Annotated in this window: 12 protein-coding genes; 2 read left to right on the top strand and 10 right to left on the bottom strand. The window is 62.5% G+C overall.

Features of this window, described 5'->3' with window-relative positions:
- Positions 1 to 19: 19 nt before the first annotated feature.
- Together ACZCWR_RS27850 and ACZCWR_RS27845 are read right to left on the bottom strand one after the other, a co-directional pair.
- Positions 20 to 895, bottom strand: coding sequence for an ABC transporter permease (locus ACZCWR_RS27850; RefSeq protein ID WP_487304894.1), 876 nt, complete (start codon positions 893 to 895; stop codon positions 20 to 22).
- On the bottom strand, positions 892 to 2181 hold the full coding sequence (locus tag ACZCWR_RS27845; protein ID WP_487304893.1) for a quaternary amine ABC transporter ATP-binding protein: 1290 nt from the start codon (positions 2179 to 2181) through the stop codon (positions 892 to 894). Before ACZCWR_RS27845 ends, ACZCWR_RS27850 begins: the two co-directional genes overlap by 4 nt.
- 236 nt (positions 2182 to 2417) lie before the next feature.
- Between ACZCWR_RS27845 and ACZCWR_RS27840 the strand changes: the two genes are divergently transcribed.
- Positions 2418 to 3671: an aconitase X gene (locus ACZCWR_RS27840; protein WP_487304892.1), complete on the top strand. Its 1254-nt coding sequence runs from the start codon at positions 2418 to 2420 to the stop codon at positions 3669 to 3671.
- On the top strand, positions 3658 to 4083 hold the full coding sequence (locus ACZCWR_RS27835; protein ID WP_487304891.1) for an aconitase X swivel domain-containing protein: 426 nt from the start codon (positions 3658 to 3660) through the stop codon (positions 4081 to 4083). Before ACZCWR_RS27840 ends, ACZCWR_RS27835 begins: the two co-directional genes overlap by 14 nt.
- Here ACZCWR_RS27835 and ACZCWR_RS27830 read toward each other — a convergent pair.
- From ACZCWR_RS27830 to ACZCWR_RS27795, 8 genes are all read right to left on the bottom strand, one after another.
- On the bottom strand, positions 4070 to 4765 hold the full coding sequence (locus tag ACZCWR_RS27830) for a GntR family transcriptional regulator (protein ID WP_487304890.1): 696 nt from the start codon (positions 4763 to 4765) through the stop codon (positions 4070 to 4072). The genes ACZCWR_RS27835 and ACZCWR_RS27830 overlap by 14 nt on opposite strands.
- A gap of 51 nt (positions 4766 to 4816) precedes the next feature.
- Complete coding sequence (locus ACZCWR_RS27825; RefSeq protein ID WP_487304889.1) at positions 4817 to 6052, bottom strand: metal-dependent hydrolase family protein; 1236 nt, start codon at positions 6050 to 6052, stop codon at positions 4817 to 4819.
- A 16-nt stretch (positions 6053 to 6068) separates the two neighbouring features.
- Positions 6069 to 7067 carry a 4-hydroxyproline epimerase gene (locus ACZCWR_RS27820; protein WP_487304888.1) on the bottom strand — a complete coding sequence of 333 codons (999 nt, stop codon included), beginning with the start codon at positions 7065 to 7067 and terminating at the stop codon, positions 6069 to 6071.
- A gap of 13 nt (positions 7068 to 7080) precedes the next feature.
- Positions 7081 to 7983, bottom strand: a complete 903-nt coding sequence (locus ACZCWR_RS27815; protein ID WP_487304887.1) for a dihydrodipicolinate synthase family protein — start codon at positions 7981 to 7983, stop codon at positions 7081 to 7083.
- A 20-nt stretch (positions 7984 to 8003) separates the two neighbouring features.
- Positions 8004 to 9254 (bottom strand): NAD(P)/FAD-dependent oxidoreductase, encoded by a 1251-nt coding sequence (locus ACZCWR_RS27810; RefSeq protein ID WP_487304886.1) that lies wholly within the window; start codon positions 9252 to 9254, stop codon positions 8004 to 8006.
- Positions 9251 to 10318, bottom strand: coding sequence for a proline racemase family protein (locus tag ACZCWR_RS27805; RefSeq protein WP_487304885.1), 1068 nt, complete (start codon positions 10316 to 10318; stop codon positions 9251 to 9253). The genes ACZCWR_RS27810 and ACZCWR_RS27805 overlap by 4 nt, the downstream gene beginning before the upstream one ends.
- A gap of 3 nt (positions 10319 to 10321) precedes the next feature.
- The gene (locus ACZCWR_RS27800; protein ID WP_487304884.1) at positions 10322 to 11626 is read right to left on the bottom strand and encodes an MFS transporter; all 1305 of its coding nucleotides are present in this window, start codon (positions 11624 to 11626) and stop codon (positions 10322 to 10324) included.
- A 145-nt stretch (positions 11627 to 11771) separates the two neighbouring features.
- Entirely contained in the window at positions 11772 to 14873 is a 3102-nt protein-coding gene (locus ACZCWR_RS27795) for a CHAT domain-containing protein (RefSeq protein ID WP_487304883.1), read from the bottom strand.
- Between the last annotated feature and the right edge of the window lie 308 nt (positions 14874 to 15181).

The following is a 15181-nucleotide window of genomic DNA, read 5'->3' as shown; positions in this document are numbered from 1 at the left end:
AAATTTTTGGCTGTTGCGTTCAGGTCCGCACGGTGTTGTTCGCCGGTTTGACGACCACTTTCCTTTTCACCTTGCGCGACTTCACGCCGAAACTTTCCGTCAGACGGTCGAGGATGATCGCCAGCAGCACCACACCCAATCCGCCTTCGAAACCGATGCCGATATCGAGCCGCTGAATGCCGCTCAACACGTATTCGCCGAGCCCGCCCGCGCCGATCATCGAGGCGACCACGACCATCGACAGCGCCATCATGATGGTCTGATTCACGCCCGCCATGATGGACGGCAACGCGTTCGGCAATTGAATCTTCCAGAGCAGTTGCGCGTCCGTGCTGCCGAACGAGCGGCCTGCTTCCAACAATTCTTCGCGCACCTGACGAATGCCGAGCGTGGTCAGACGTACGACGGGCGGCATCGCAAAGACAATCGTGGCGATCACCGCGGGCACGCGTCCGAGCCCGAACAGGATCACTGCGGGAATCAGATAGACGAACGCGGGCATGGTCTGCATGAAGTCGAGCAACGAACGCAGCACCACTTCGGCGCGATCGCTGCGAGCGCCCCAGATGCCGAGCGGCACGCCGATCACGAGACTGAAGAACGTGGCCGCGACGACCAGCGCAAGCGTCGAAACCGTGTTGCTCCACAAACCCATGTAATGAATCACGAGCAAGGCCGCCCCGACAAACGCCGAGAACACGACACCACGACGCCACAACGCAAGCGCCATGAACAGCACGAGCATGGCGATGAACGGCATCGCGCCCAAGCCTTTTTCGAACAGTCCGATGACCGCGCCGAGGGCCGCCGAAAACGCGTCGAAGCCGCCGCGAAAGTGCTCGAAAAGATAGTTGACCGCGTTCTCCGCGATGCTTCCGATGATCGACGAATTCATGCGGCTCTCCGTTGCATGACCTGCCTGAGAATGGCCCGGCACGAGACCACGCCCGCGAGGCGTCCGTGTTCGTCGGTGACGGGAACGTCGTGCTCCTGATCGAGCGCGATGGCCGCGAGACGATGAAGATCGGCATCGAGCGGAACGGCGGCGATGTCGCGAATGAGCGCTTCACGAATGGGACGGTTGCCGCTTTTATGCAGCGATGCGGGCGTGACGCAACCCTGATAACGTCCGGCTTCATCGCAGACATAGCCGCAGTCCGCGCCGCTGTCGATCAGGTGGTTCAGATAGCGATCAGCGGGCGCGCTCGTATCGCAGGCGATCACGCCGCGCTGCACTTTCGACAGCAGGCTCGACGCTTCCAGAAAGCGCGATACATCCACGTTGCGGAAGAACTCGCGCACGTAGTCATCGGCGGGAGATTGGATGAGTTCGGCGGGCGTGCCCACTTGAATCAGCCGCCCGTCTTTCATGATGCCGATGCGTCCGCCGATCTTGATCGCTTCCTCGATATCGTGCGAAATGAACACGATGGTGCGTTGTTCTTCCTTCTGCAAACGCAGCAGTTCGCTCTGCATTTCGAAGCGAATGAGCGGATCGAGTGCGGAGAACGCTTCGTCCATCAGGAGCACCGAAGGATTCACTGCAAGCGCACGCGCCAGTCCCACGCGTTGCTGCATGCCACCGGACAACTCGCCCGGATAGAGCTTTTCGTATGAACCGAGGCCCACGCGCGTCAACGCAACGCGCGCGGTTTCGTAGCGGTCGAGCTTTCTCTTGCCCGCCACTTCCAGACCGTAGGCGATGTTGTCGATCACCGTGCGATTGGGCAGCAGCGCGAACGACTGAAACACCATCGCCATTTTTTCGCGGCGCACGGCGCGCAGTTCAGGCACGGTCATCGGCGCGATGTCGCGGCCTTCGAGAATCACCTGGCCCGAGGTCGGTTCGATCAAACGATTGAGCAGTCGCACGAGCGTGGACTTGCCCGAGCCGGACAAACCCATGATGACGAAAATCTCACCCGCGTTGACGCCGAGACTCACGTCATCGACGGCGACCATGTTGCCGGTTTGCGCGAAGATTTCGTTGCGCCCGAGGCCTTGTTTCAGCATCTCGGCAGCGCGTTCCGGCTTCGCGCCGAAGATCTTCGAAAGGTTCTTGACCGTGAGAATCTCGGTGCCGGCAGCAGTTGCGGTGCGGGCAGGCGTGGTCGCGGACTGGGCGCGCGGGGCAGCCGGATCGAAGGACGTGTCCGGTGCGAGAGTCAGGTTGGGAATCATCGTGTCGAAGGCACCTTGGCGGTTTGCTCATAACGTGGGACCAAGCGTATCGCGCCAATTTCGGGCTTCCAGCGACATTTTCTGGACCCTTTCCGATACTTTTGGTAATGCACTCGGGCGCGGAAATGAGCGGAGCGCGAACAGGGACGGTGCAGACGGAGGCTTTTGGGAAGAATGAAGCGGGAAGCGTTATAGGGAACACCCTATCCGTGCGAATTCCGCGCTATCCTCCCCGCATGCTCGAACTCACACAACGCGATACCGCCATGCTGGGCGGGGATTTCGGCGACGGCGTGGCGCTCGCCATGCGCATCGTCGCGGCGACCGCGCGTGTCATGGATGCCCGCACGCTCATCGATATTTCGTCGGCGCATATCGACGGCTGTCTCTATCACGGCGCGGCCAGCCTCGACTTCGTGGAGCGCTTCGTCGCGAGTGGCGCGAAGGTTGCGGTGCCGACCACGCTCAATGTCGGCTCGCTTGATCTCATCCATCCCGAACTTTTTCATGGCGATGCCGCCACCGCGCACGCAGGCACGCGTCTCATGCAAGCGCATCTCGAACTCGGCTGCGAGGCGAGTTTCACATGCGCGCCGTATCAGTTGAAGCATCGGCCACGTGCGGGAGATCAGATTGCGTGGGCGGAATCGAACGCCATCGTGTTCGCGAATTCGGTGCTCGGCGCGCGCACGAGCCGCTATGGCGATTTCCTCGATCTCGCCGCCGCGATAACCGGCCGCGTGCCGCATGCGGGATTGCATGTGAGTGCGAATCGCGCGGCGCGCATCGTGATCGAAGCACCGGATTTGCGCGCATCGATGCATCGCGATGCGGACTTTGCCGCGCTTGGTTTCGCGCTGGGCGGCATCGCGGGCGCGACGGTTGCGGCCATCACCGGATTGCCTGCGGACACCACGGAGGACGAACTGAAGGCGCTAGGCGCGGCGGCGGCATCGAGCGGCGCGGTGGCGCTGTTTCATGCGGTCGGCATCACGCCCGAAGCACCGACGCTCGATGCCGCGTTGCAAGGTCACACGCCCGAACGCACGATCGCGTTAAGCGCAGCCGATCTGCTCGACGTTCGGCGCCGCTGGAACCGCGCACAAGCAGGCGATGCCCTCGTCGCCATAAGCCTGGGCACACCGCATTTCTCCGTCGATGAATTCCGCACGCTCGCCGCGTTGTTCGACACGCACGAAGGCACGCCGCGCTGCGATGTCTACGTGAACACGAGCCGCTTCGTGCTATGGCAACTCGAAGAAGAAGGCCTGGCGCAACGCTTGCAGAAACGCCGCGTGCAGATCGTGCTCGACACCTGCACTTACATTACGCCCGTCATGAAACAGCTATCGGGCCTTGTCATGACCAACTCGGGAAAGTGGGCGCATTACGCGCCGGCGAACATCGGCGTGACGGTGGCATTCGGCAGCATGAGCGAATGCGTGCGGTCCGCGTTCGAAGGTAAGGTGTGCATCGATGAACACGTTTGATGCCACCGTGCTCGTGCCTGGCCGTGCACGCGGCGACGTCATCTCCGTCGCGCCATTGAGCTTTTGGGGCGGCTATGATGCCGCGCGCGGCGTGATCGTCGATGCGACGCATCCATCGCAGGGCGCGAGCCTCGCCTCGCGCATCCTCGTGATGCCGCGAGCACGCGGTTCAAGTTCGAGCAGCAGCGTGCTTGCCGAAGCATTGCGTAATGGCACCGGACCGAGCGGTATCGTGTTGATGGAGCGGGACTTGATCGTGTGCATCGGCGCGATCACGGCCAACGAGCTATACGTGCTGAACGTGCCTGTCGTGATGTGCGATGAAGCCGCGTTCGATGCCATCGCCGCATCGCCAGGATCAATCGAAATCGATGCACAAGGCGCCGGATCGATCCGCCTCAACGCGCCATGATCTTCTCGACCACCGCCACAATCTGCTGCGACGCCACCTTCACATGCTGCTCCAACAGCTTCGCGCCGAGTTTCGCATCGCGCTTGCGGCAGGCATCGACCAGACTCATATGCTCGGCATGCGATTGTTCGCGAATGGGCACCTGTACCACCTGAAAGCGAAAATAGCGGTCGCTGCGGTCGTGCAGCACGCGCAGCATCTGCAAGGTGATATCGCGGCGCGCGGGCATGTACAGCGTTTCATGCAGCCGCCAGTTCAGTTGTCCCCACAGGCTGGACTCCGCGCGATCCATTTCATCGACGAGTTGCGCGGCACGTTCGATCTCCGCATCGCTGATATGCGGAATTGCCTGTGAAAACAGCCACGGCTCGAGCCGCAAGCGTATTTCGAACGTCTCCTGCACTTCCTCGATAGAAAGCTGCGCGACATACGCGCCCTTATGCGGCACATTGAACAACAGGCCTTCGCCCGTCAGCCGAGTGATGGCTTCGCGAATCGGCACGCGGCTCACGCCCAGTTCATCCGCGAGTGCTTCCTGACGCACCGGTTCGCCCGGCGCGAGATCGCCGCTCAGGATGCGCTGACGAATCGCGGTGGTGACAAGCTCTACCGTGGTCGTGCGCACGATCCGGCGCGTGATGTCGTTATCCTTCGTGTGCGGCTTGCTCGCGACCGGTGGCATAGAGGTTTTAGTGCTTGTTTAAAGGGTTCGGCGGCATCGTAGCATGCGGGCTTATTGCAACGTCTCACGCGCCCACGCGCCGTTTTTCATCACGCCGACAATGCGTCCGCCTTCACGCGTCAGCACGCGAATGTCCTTGAGCGGATCGCCATCGACTACGAGCAAATCCGCGAACGCGCCCGCCGCGATCACGCCGAGCTTGCCCTTCATGCCGATGATCTCCGCGCCCGTTTCCGTCGCTTGCCGCAGCGTTTCGAACGCACCGATCACGCCCGCGCGAATCGACAGTTCATCGTTCTGATATTGATGCATGTCGCCGAGCAGATCCGTGCCGAGACCCATGCGCACGCCGTGCTTGTGCAACATGCCGAGCGCTTCGATACCGCGCTTGCGCACCGCTTCGTTCTTCACCAGCGTATCCGGCCCGATGCCCATTTCCGCGCCGACCTTGTTCATCGCGTCATACGTGACGAGCGTCGGCACGACGAACGCGCCGTGTTTTTGCATGACGTCTGCGGTTTCTTCATCGATCAGATTGCCATGCTCGATGGTGCGCACGCCGAGCTTCACCACGCGCGCAATCGCCTTCGCCGTGTACGCGTGCGCCATCACATACGTCTGATGCGATTCGGCTTCTTCGACGGCGGCCTTCACTTCATCGACCGAGAACTGCATGTTGCCGATGGGATCGGTCGGCGACGCCACGCCGCCCGACGCCATGATCTTGATGTGATTCGCCCCGGCGCGCATTTCCTCGCGCACGGCAAGACGCATGGCATCGACGCCATCCACTACACGCCCGATTGCGCCGAAGCTGCGATTGCAGCCGCACGGGTCCGGGTCGGAGTTATCGAAGCGCTCGCGAAAATCGCCATGTCCGCCGGTTTGCGACAGCGCCTTGCCCGCGACGAACAAACGCGGCCCCGCGATCACGCCTTCTTCGACAGCACGCGATAACGCGTAATCCGCGCCGCCTGCATCGCGCACGGTGGTGAAGCCGCGCTCCAGCATGCCCGCGAGAACGGGCACCGCGCGCAGCACGGCGAACGTGTTCGGCAAACGGCTGTTGTTGCCCAGATGCGCGACGGATGCCACCACATGCACGTGGCAATCGATCAGGCCGGGCATGACCGTCTTGCCGCCGACATCGATAACCTGCGCGCCTTCTGCATTCACCGGCTCGCGCGTGACTTCGCGGATGGTGTCGCCATCGATCACGATGGAATAGCGGCCGTCGTCGCGTTCGTGAGCGGCATCGAGCACGCGGGCGTTCTTGAGTATCAGCATCGCTTGAAATCTCCCGTTATTTGAGCAGGAATCCGTGCGCGAGCGGGTCGCGGTCATCGACGAAAATGGTGTTGTGGCCGGTCACGCGCGCCCAGCCTTCGATGGCGGGCACGATGGCTTCGTACTTGCCTACGTGCGTTGACTGCATCGGCGTGCCTTCGAACAAGGTGCCGATAATGCTCTCATGCACGAAACGTTCGCCGATCTTCAATTGCCCCTTCGCCACGCGTTGCGCCATGCGCGCGGACGTACCTGTGCCGCAAGGCGAACGGTCGATGGCCTTGTCGCCATAGAACACCGCATTGCGCGCGCTCGCGCCCTGCACGGTCGGCTCGCCGGTCCACATCACATGAGAAAGCCCGTTGATGGCCTCGTTCTCAGGATGCACGAACGTGTATTTCTCATTGCCCTTCTGCCGCAACAACGGACTGAGCCGTTGAATGTCCGAAGGCTTCAACGCATGCAAGCCTTCGTAATTGCGCTGCGGCTCGACGATCGCATAGAAATTGCCACCATACGCCACATCGAAACGAATCTCGCCGAGCCCTTCCACTTCCACCGACAGATCGCGCGAATGCAGAAACGAAGGCACGTTCACAAGCTGCACGGAATCCACATGCTCGCCGTTCATGCGATAACGCGCGACCACCACGCCCGCAGGCGTATCGAGCCGCAACACGCCCGGCTCGCGCGGCTTCACCAGACCATGTTCGATGGCCGTCGTCACCGTGCCGATGGTGCCGTGTCCGCACATCGGCAGGCAGCCGCTCACTTCGATAAAGAGAATCGCGAGATCGCAGTCCTCGCGCGTGGGCGGATAAAGAATGCTGCCGGACATCACTTCATGGCCGCGCGGCTCGAACATGAGCGCGGTGCGTATCCAGTCGAACTCGCGCAGGAAATGCGCGCGCCGCTCGATCATGTCGCGGCCTTCGAGACGTGGCGCACCGCCCGCGACCACGCGCACGGGATTGCCACAGGTATGGCCGTCGATGCAAAAGAACGTGGACTTCATGAGGTAGCTTCCGTCAATGCGACAACGCGTGAACGTTCGCCAGCGCCTGCTCGACGATAGCCACCACGCGTTCGCGTTCCGCGCCTTCCAGCACGAGCCGCGGCGCTTTCACATGTTCCGCATAACCCGCCGTGATGCTCTCCGCGAGCTTGATGTACTGCACGAGCTTGACGTGCGTATCCAGATGGAACAAGTCGATCAACGCACGATACAACGCGCGCGCCTTGTCATAGTCGCCGCTCATCGCGAGCTTCATCAGTTCGACGGATTCCTTCGGCACCGCGTTCGCCATGCCCGAGACCCAGCCTTTCACGCCGAGCGCGACGGATTCCAGCACGAGATCGTCGACGCCGCACATCACGGTGAAGCGATCGCCGAAGCGCGCGAATAGATCCGTTACGCGCGTGGTGTCATACGTCTCCTCTTTGATGGCGACGATGTTCGCCTCGCTCTTGAGTTCATCCAGCAAGTCCGGCCGCACATCCACGCCATAGCCGCGCGGATTGTTGTAGAGCATGAGCGCGAGCGTGGTCGAACGCGCGATGGTGCGGTAATACTCGACCGTCTCGCGGTCATCGGAGCGGTAGGTCAGGCCCGGAAACACCATCAAACCCTGCACGCCGATGTTCTGTGCATCCTTCGCGAACTGCACGGCGTTCGCGGTGCTCAACTCCGCAAGACCCGAGATGACGGGCACGCGGCCCTTGACCGTTTCCACCGCGATCTTCAGCACCGTGCGCTTTTCTTCGGGCGTAAGCTGCGCGTTCTCGCCGACCATGCCCATCATCACCACGCCGCCGACACCGTTATCGATGAGGCGATTCAGGCCGCGCGCGATGGCATCGTGATCGAGTGCGCCATCGGCTTTGAGCTTGGTCGTGACAGCGGGAAATACGCCTTGCCAGTCGATTTGCATGTTCTCTCCTGTCTTGTGAATCACGTTTCGAAGCGTTTGATCGAATAAGGCGCGAGCGGCACGCGCGGCGTGTGGCCGGTCAACAAGTCGGCGACGAGCGCCGCCGTGGTCGCGGATTGCGTGAGGCCAAGATGACCATGCCCGAACGCATAGATCACCGAAGGCGCGCGCGGCGATGCGCCGATCACCGGCAGCGAATCCGGCGTGGCGGGACGATTGCCCATCCAGTTCACGGCATCCGTTTCGTCGATGTCGGGAAGGAAGCGCCTGCCGAGCGCGAGCAACGCTTCGCTGCGCCGATAGTTGGCCGGCGCATTCAGTCCCGCGAATTCCGCCGCGCCACCGATACGCACGCCCACATCCAGCGGCGCGGCCACGAACTTGCGTTCCGCGAAGATCACTTCGCGCGACAGGCGGATGCCGTGCTTCGGCAGCGTGGCGTTGTAGCCGCGTTCGCTTTCTAGCAACACGCGGTCGCCGAGCGTCTTCGCGAGCGCCGCCGACCACGCGCCCGCTGCAACGACGATTCGCTTGCCCGTTATGCGCGTGCCATCTTCCAAAACCACCGCGCCCGCCGCCTCAATAGCCTGCGCCACGCCTGTCACGAAACGCGCACCGAGCGCAAGCGCACGCTCACGCAAGAGCTTCACGATTCGCTTAGGATCGCCAACATGCGACCAGTCTTCGAGATACACGCCATGCCTGAACACGGGCGCAAGCGACGCTTCCATCTCACTCACTTGCTGCGCGTTCATCGCGTTCCAGCGCACGCCGAGTTCGCGCTTGAGCATCCATTCGCGTTGATCGGCCTCGAACGCCTCGTCGGTTTCATAGACCGTGAGCGCGCCGTTGCGATAATGCATCGACGATGCGCCGATGTCGTGGAACATCGGCAAGATATCGTCGTACACGCGATTATTCAGTAATGCCAGCGAATGCGAAATCGCGTGATAACGGTCCGGCTCGCCCGCGCGGCGAAACGCCATGAACCACGGCAGCGCGGACGGCACATGCTTCCAGTCGAGCGCGAGCGGCCCGAGCGGGTCCATCAACCATTTGACGCCTTGCGTGAACATGCCGCGCACGATAATAGGCGTGCATTCCGTCACCGCGATGCCGCCCGCATTGCCATGCGATGCGCGGTCGCCCTCGAAATCGCGGTCGATCACGGTCACGCGCAAGCCTTCGCGCAACGCGGCCCACGCGCACGCCAGCCCGACGATGCCCGCACCGATCACCACCACGTCCGAGCCGTTTTCGTGATCGCTCATGAAGACACGCGCGACTTGATGAGCTTGTCGTCCACGGCTTCGCGCCATGTGTCGGAGAGCGTGAAGCCGGTCTGGAAGCGGTCGGTCGGATCGACGCCGACTTGCGAGATCGCGGTGATCCACGCCTGTCCCGCGACGACGGGAACGACCGCGGGGACATCGCCCAGACGCGTCAACGATTCGATGCGGCTCTCGAACACCGAACCGATGATCGACTCGTGCATGAACGTTTCGCCCGGCTCGATCAGCCCTTTTGCGTGCATCACCGCGAGCCGCGCCGATGTGCCCGTGCCACACGGCGAACGGTCGCAGCGCCCCGGCGATACGATCACCGTGTTGCGCGATTTCAGCACGCCGTCTTCGCGTCGAAGCGGTCCGGCGAACTCCGTCATCGTGATGCCCTTGATGAGCGGATTGAGCGGATGCGGCGAAGGCAATTGCTCCGCCGCCGCGTGTTTGATGATCTGTCCGAGATCGCACAAATCGCGTGCTTCGTCGGGCGTGATGGCGAAGCCGAGCTTCTCTGCATCGACGATCACATAGGTCATGCCGCCGTAGCCCACATCCACCGTGAGCGTGCCAAGCCCCGGTACTTCGATCGTCCTGTCCAGATGATTCGCGAACGCAGGCTGATTGGTGAACTCCACCTTCGTGACCTTGCCGCGCTCGCAGGTGCATCGCACGCTGATGAGTCCGGCGGGCGATTCGAGCATCAACTCCGTGAGCGGTTCCGCCATCGGCAGGATGCCGGTTTCGAGCAACACGGTGGCCACGCACATCGTGTTGGAGCCGGACATCGCCGGATATTCGGTGGATTCGGCGATCACGTAGCCCATCTGCGCGCGCGGGTCGGTCGGCGGCAGAAGGAAGTTCACGCTCTGGTTCGCCGAACCGCGCGGCTCGAAAATGCAGATGCGGCGCAGGTCGTCGCGCACTTCTTCGAGATGCATCATCTTGTCGAACATCGTGACGCCCGGCACGTCGAAGACGCCGCCCGTCACCACGTTGCCTACTTCGCCTTCCGCATGGCAGTTGACGACCGTGAAGGTTCTGTTCCAGCGCATGAGTTATTGCAGCGGCGCGTGCGCCGTCTCCCTGATCGTGAAAATCGTGATGGTGGACAGGAGCGCCGCGAGCATCACGAAATACGCGGGCGAAAGCGGCGAACCGGTGGTCTTGATGAGCGCGATGGAGATCATCGGTGCGAAGCCGCCGAACACCGCGTTGGCGATGCCGTAGCCGATCGACATCCACGTCGTGCGGATTTTCGTCGGAAAGAGTTCGGAGAGCACGGCCGGACCCACGCCCGAAAATATGCCGATGAGCGCACCGCCGATTACTTGCGCAATCCCGACGATCCACGCCGCCTTGTATTCGAGCATCAGATGAAAGATGGGATACGGCAGCACGAGAAACGCGATGCAACCGAACGCATAGATGGGCTTGCGTCCGTGACGGTCGGACAGCGCGCCCCAGAACGGAATGGAAGCGGTCATCACGAGCATGCCCGCGGTGTTGAGCCATAACGCCGTGGACTGCGTGATGCCCGCGTACTTGGACGTAAACGACGGCAGATAATTAAGGAGCACGTAGAGAGAAACCGTCCACACGATCACTAATCCGCACGCCTGAAGGCCGAGCACCACGGGCGCGCGGTGGGCGGGTGCTTCATCGCTGGCGCTGGCGTAGACGGGCGTTTCCTCGCTGCGGCGGCGAATGATCCAGCCGATCGGCCCGATCACCAGCGCACCGACCACGAACGGCACACGCCAGCCCCAGTCGAGCATGGCTTGCGGACTGAGCAGCGTGGTCATCAACGCGGCCGCGCCCGAGCCGAGCAACATGCCGCCGAGCGTGCTGCATTGCTGGAAGCTGCCGTACAAACCGCGCTTGTTCTGCGGCGCCCATTCGACGAGAAACGCCACCGCGTTGCCCAACTCGCCGCCGACCGACAAGCCTTGCAGCATGCGCGCCGCGACCAGCAGCACGGGCGCGGCCAGCCCGATGCTCGCGTAGGACGGGATCAGCGCCATCAGCAGCGTGGCGATGGCCATCAGCGGCATGACGAAGGTGAGCGTCCACTTGCGGCCTTTCTTGTCGCCGAGATAGCCGAAGATGATCGCGCCGAGCGGCCGCGCCGCGAACCCCAGACCGAACGCGCCGAACGTTCCGAGCATGGCGGCGAACTCGTTTCCCGTGGGAAACATGACCTTCGCGATGACGGTGGCCAAGAACGCGTAGGTGCCAAAATCGAACCATTCGAGCACGTTGCCGACGACGGCGGCGGTCACGGCGCGGCTGGTCTGCGAGGTGATCTTCGGACTGTCGCCAGCGATGTAAGGGCTCGCGACGGCGTGGGCACGGTCGGTCATAGTGGCTCCCGGGGCGGTTTTGCGGATTGTGCGCCGGAATGGGGTTTGAATCAAGGATTTTGGATCCAATATTCGTCGACAGAAAGGAGCATGCTGTCAGCGGGCCTTCACAGGCCCGCCGTACATGCTCAGAGCGATCCGCTGTCTACGTCACCCCGCGCGAGGGGCGGCGCGGTGCCTGCTGTTTCGATCGGAGCGGCGCAGTCTTGCGCGGGCTGCGGCGCGCGGGGGAACTGGTCGTCAACTGCATGGCGGGATCGACACGCGTGTCGGAATCACAGTGCACGGCGTAGAGCAATCCGAGTGGATTGCCGTCTCGTTCACGAAACTCGCGTCTGAGGTTGAGAAACGCCTCGCCCAGCGGTTCACCAGCGAGAAAGCGGGCAAAGAATTGCTTCGCCCACTCCATGGCGAACAGGGCAGGTGTCTTACACTCGGTGCCGATCACGCCGCGCGCGCCCTTGTCCATGAAGTACGGCACGAAGCCGTCATAGAAGGCCGGTGACATATCGGCGGATTCGCACGCGTTCAGAAACACGAGCGGATTTCCCTTCAGTTGCTCGGTCACCGGCGCCTTACCCTGAAGATCGCCGAGCGTCAGGTCGGCGTCGGTCAAACTGAGATACGACGCGTCGGGGCCGCCCGGATCATTGAGACCCTTCGACACGGCGTGGCAGTAAAGATAGATGAGCTGATCATTCGCGCCAGCCTCGCCGAGCGTATCCAGAAGTTCTGCGGTCGTCGTATGGAGGGCCAGCGTCACGCCCGGAATCGCGCGCCAGAAGGCGCGTTGAGCTTCGACAAAATCCGACTCCATCTGGGTATCGATGGCTTCGTTCAGGTTGATGCTGACAGCCAGCCGCGGATGGCTTCGAATGCCGTTGTCGGGCGTCGCGTCGGAGTTTTGCAGCGGAATCTGCTCGATCACGTGACGCATGCCGAGAAAGTGGTCCCAGTCGAGCTTTGCGCCCTTCGTGACGGGGCCGAGATAGAGCAGGCCCCAGGGGATGCTCACGCGATCGGCCACGATCTGAAGGTTCAAGCGCCGATCAGGCTCCATCGCGAGTTTGCGCAGTGTGTCACCGATCCGTGTGGAATCCGCCGCCGCGCCCGGCGCATGGAACAGCTTGCGGAACAGCGCGGCACCCGCGTTGGCGAGCGTCTCCAGTGCCGCGGCCGAGCTCTTCGGATCGATGCTGATCGCTTCCTGAAACACGTACTGTGCGTCCCGCCGGTAGCCGACGACCTTCATGAGTTCATTGCGGGCGACATCCACCGCGTTGGCGATATAGGCCGGTTCGAACAGCAGGCGCGCGTGGTTCATGACGGTGTGCCACAAACGGCACTCGTAGCCTCCCTCGATACGCGCGATCGACAGGCCGACGTCGCGCTTCTGCAAGCTTCCCGCACTCGATAGCGGACGTCCGAGCGACTTCACCTTGACCACGTTTTTGCCTTTCGAGCCGATCTGGAACGTCAGTGTCATCTGCTGAATGAAGTTGCCGTCCTTGTGGATCACCGCCGTGATGCGGGCCGGACCTGCGCGGCGCGGCATGATATCGAAGCGTGCCTTCGTGTAGGAGCGTCCCACACGCGGCAGCCGGATCTGCGCCGTATCACCCGATAGCTCGAAATCGTCACTGACGATCTGCACGGTCAGGACGATGTCGTCCACATCGTCCGGAAACAGTCCCGACTCGTTTAACGCAGCGAACGGCACAACGGCGCTGGACTTCGCGCGTTGCTTGACGTCGATATCGAAGGCCAGCGTGTACCAGTTGCCGGAAGCAAGTCCCTTCGCAGGATCCCGTCCCTCGATTTCCGCGTTGATCCAGCGTGCCGGCTTGTCGGGCTTCGCTGTCTTCGGTGGTTTCCCTGCTTTTGCCTTCATTGGCTTCGCCGGCCGGGCAGGCTTCGTCGATCGCACCGACCTGACGTCCCTCGGCCCTCTGGGATTCGGCGGTCGTCTCGACATGACCGTTTCGGTTGCCGTTACGCGCCCGGTCAACTCGCCCAGCAAACCCGGGCGAGCGTGGGGCTCGTCGAACGGCGACAAGCCCATTGTCGGGGTTATCTTGGACAAATCACGCCCGCGACTCGACGACGGCGCCGGAGAGGGTTCCACCACGAACTCGGTTTGTTGCACGCTTGACGCTATGTCATTCCAATAAATCGACGGCTCGATGACATTTTCACCAAGCACGCCCAACCGCGATGCTCGGGCATTTCCCACGGCCACCGCCGACCAGAAGGCGTGCGCCACTTCCGGATGCGCAATATCGCTGTGAGCGCCGGACGGTCCCGAACCATTCCTGATGACACCGTCCGCATCGAGGTTGTAGATGTGGCCACGGCCGAAGTGGTACGCGAAATCGACGCCGCGCATGACCATATCGGATGCATCCGCGACGCCACGTATGCCGAAGGTTCCGATCCCGCCATATGCCGGATATTCCTCACCGAGCAAGAGCTGACCCGCCACCTCGGCGCCGAGCGGATAGAAGCGTCCCACCGCGGTGTCGTACTTCGAGCGGGTCGTGACGAGTGGTCCGCGAACCAGACCTTGCGCGATGATGCGGTGGAAGTAACCGGCGGCGCCGGGTGCGTAGGGAATGTCGGCACCGTACGACCACAGCGAGAGCGCGCCTTGCACGAGAAACAACGAGTCCACGGGACGCGGCAACGCCGTACCTGTGACGCCCACCGGCCCCGCCACCGCCGCGGACGCCACGATGCAGCCGAAGCTGTGCCCCATCAGATGCACCCGCGTCTCGGGCGCCGCCAGTTGCAGACGTTTGACGAGGTCGTGCGCGCCTCTCTCGCCGAACTTGCGCGCACGGTCCTTCATCTTCCAGAACGAAAGTTGCCGCATTGGCATCAGAATCGCATCGCGTATGCTGTCGACAGCCGAACTCGCGCCCAGTGTCCCGGGCTTGCGGCGCGGCGCGCTTCCATTGCCGTTCTGACCATTCTTCGCTGATGCGTTGGTCGCCGCGCCCCCGATGACCGCATCCGGATCGAAGCCGTACTGATCGCTGCCGGGCCGGCCCGGAACGGAACCGACGCGCAGGCCCGACTCGGCGAACAGGGTCGAATACGCCTCGCGCACGGTCGGCGTGAGGGCCGGCTTATCGGCCTGACGGGCGTGCGCGAGAATCGTGCGGGTCGCGTCGCGCGCCGCACGGGTGTCGGCAATCTGCTCGGAGCAGGCTTGCAAATCAGCGGCATCGCGGGCGTTCGCATCCATGCCGTTTTGCGATACGCCGAGCAACGAGGCCTTGGCGGAGGGCTTCGCGTCGGCGACCGATTCCTCGCCCCACGGCAGACTCGGCCAATGCAATCCGACGATGAGCGGGTGAAAATCCGGCCGATTCTTTCGTACTGCTTCTATATCATCATGCATCGACGCCATCGTGGCGAACCAGCGGTCGTATTGTTCGATCGCGGCGGGCATGTCGCCTTTCCATCCATGACTGGCGAAAAAAATGTCCGTATAGGGATGCGCCTGATCCGTCAGCCGCTTCAGCAATGCTTCGCTCATGCAGGCGCTGTTCT

The sequence above is a fragment of the Caballeronia sp. A2-2 genome, from assembly GCF_057612605.2.
Note: the sequence above shows the minus strand (reverse complement) of the source record. Positions and strands in the feature narration are given on the sequence as shown.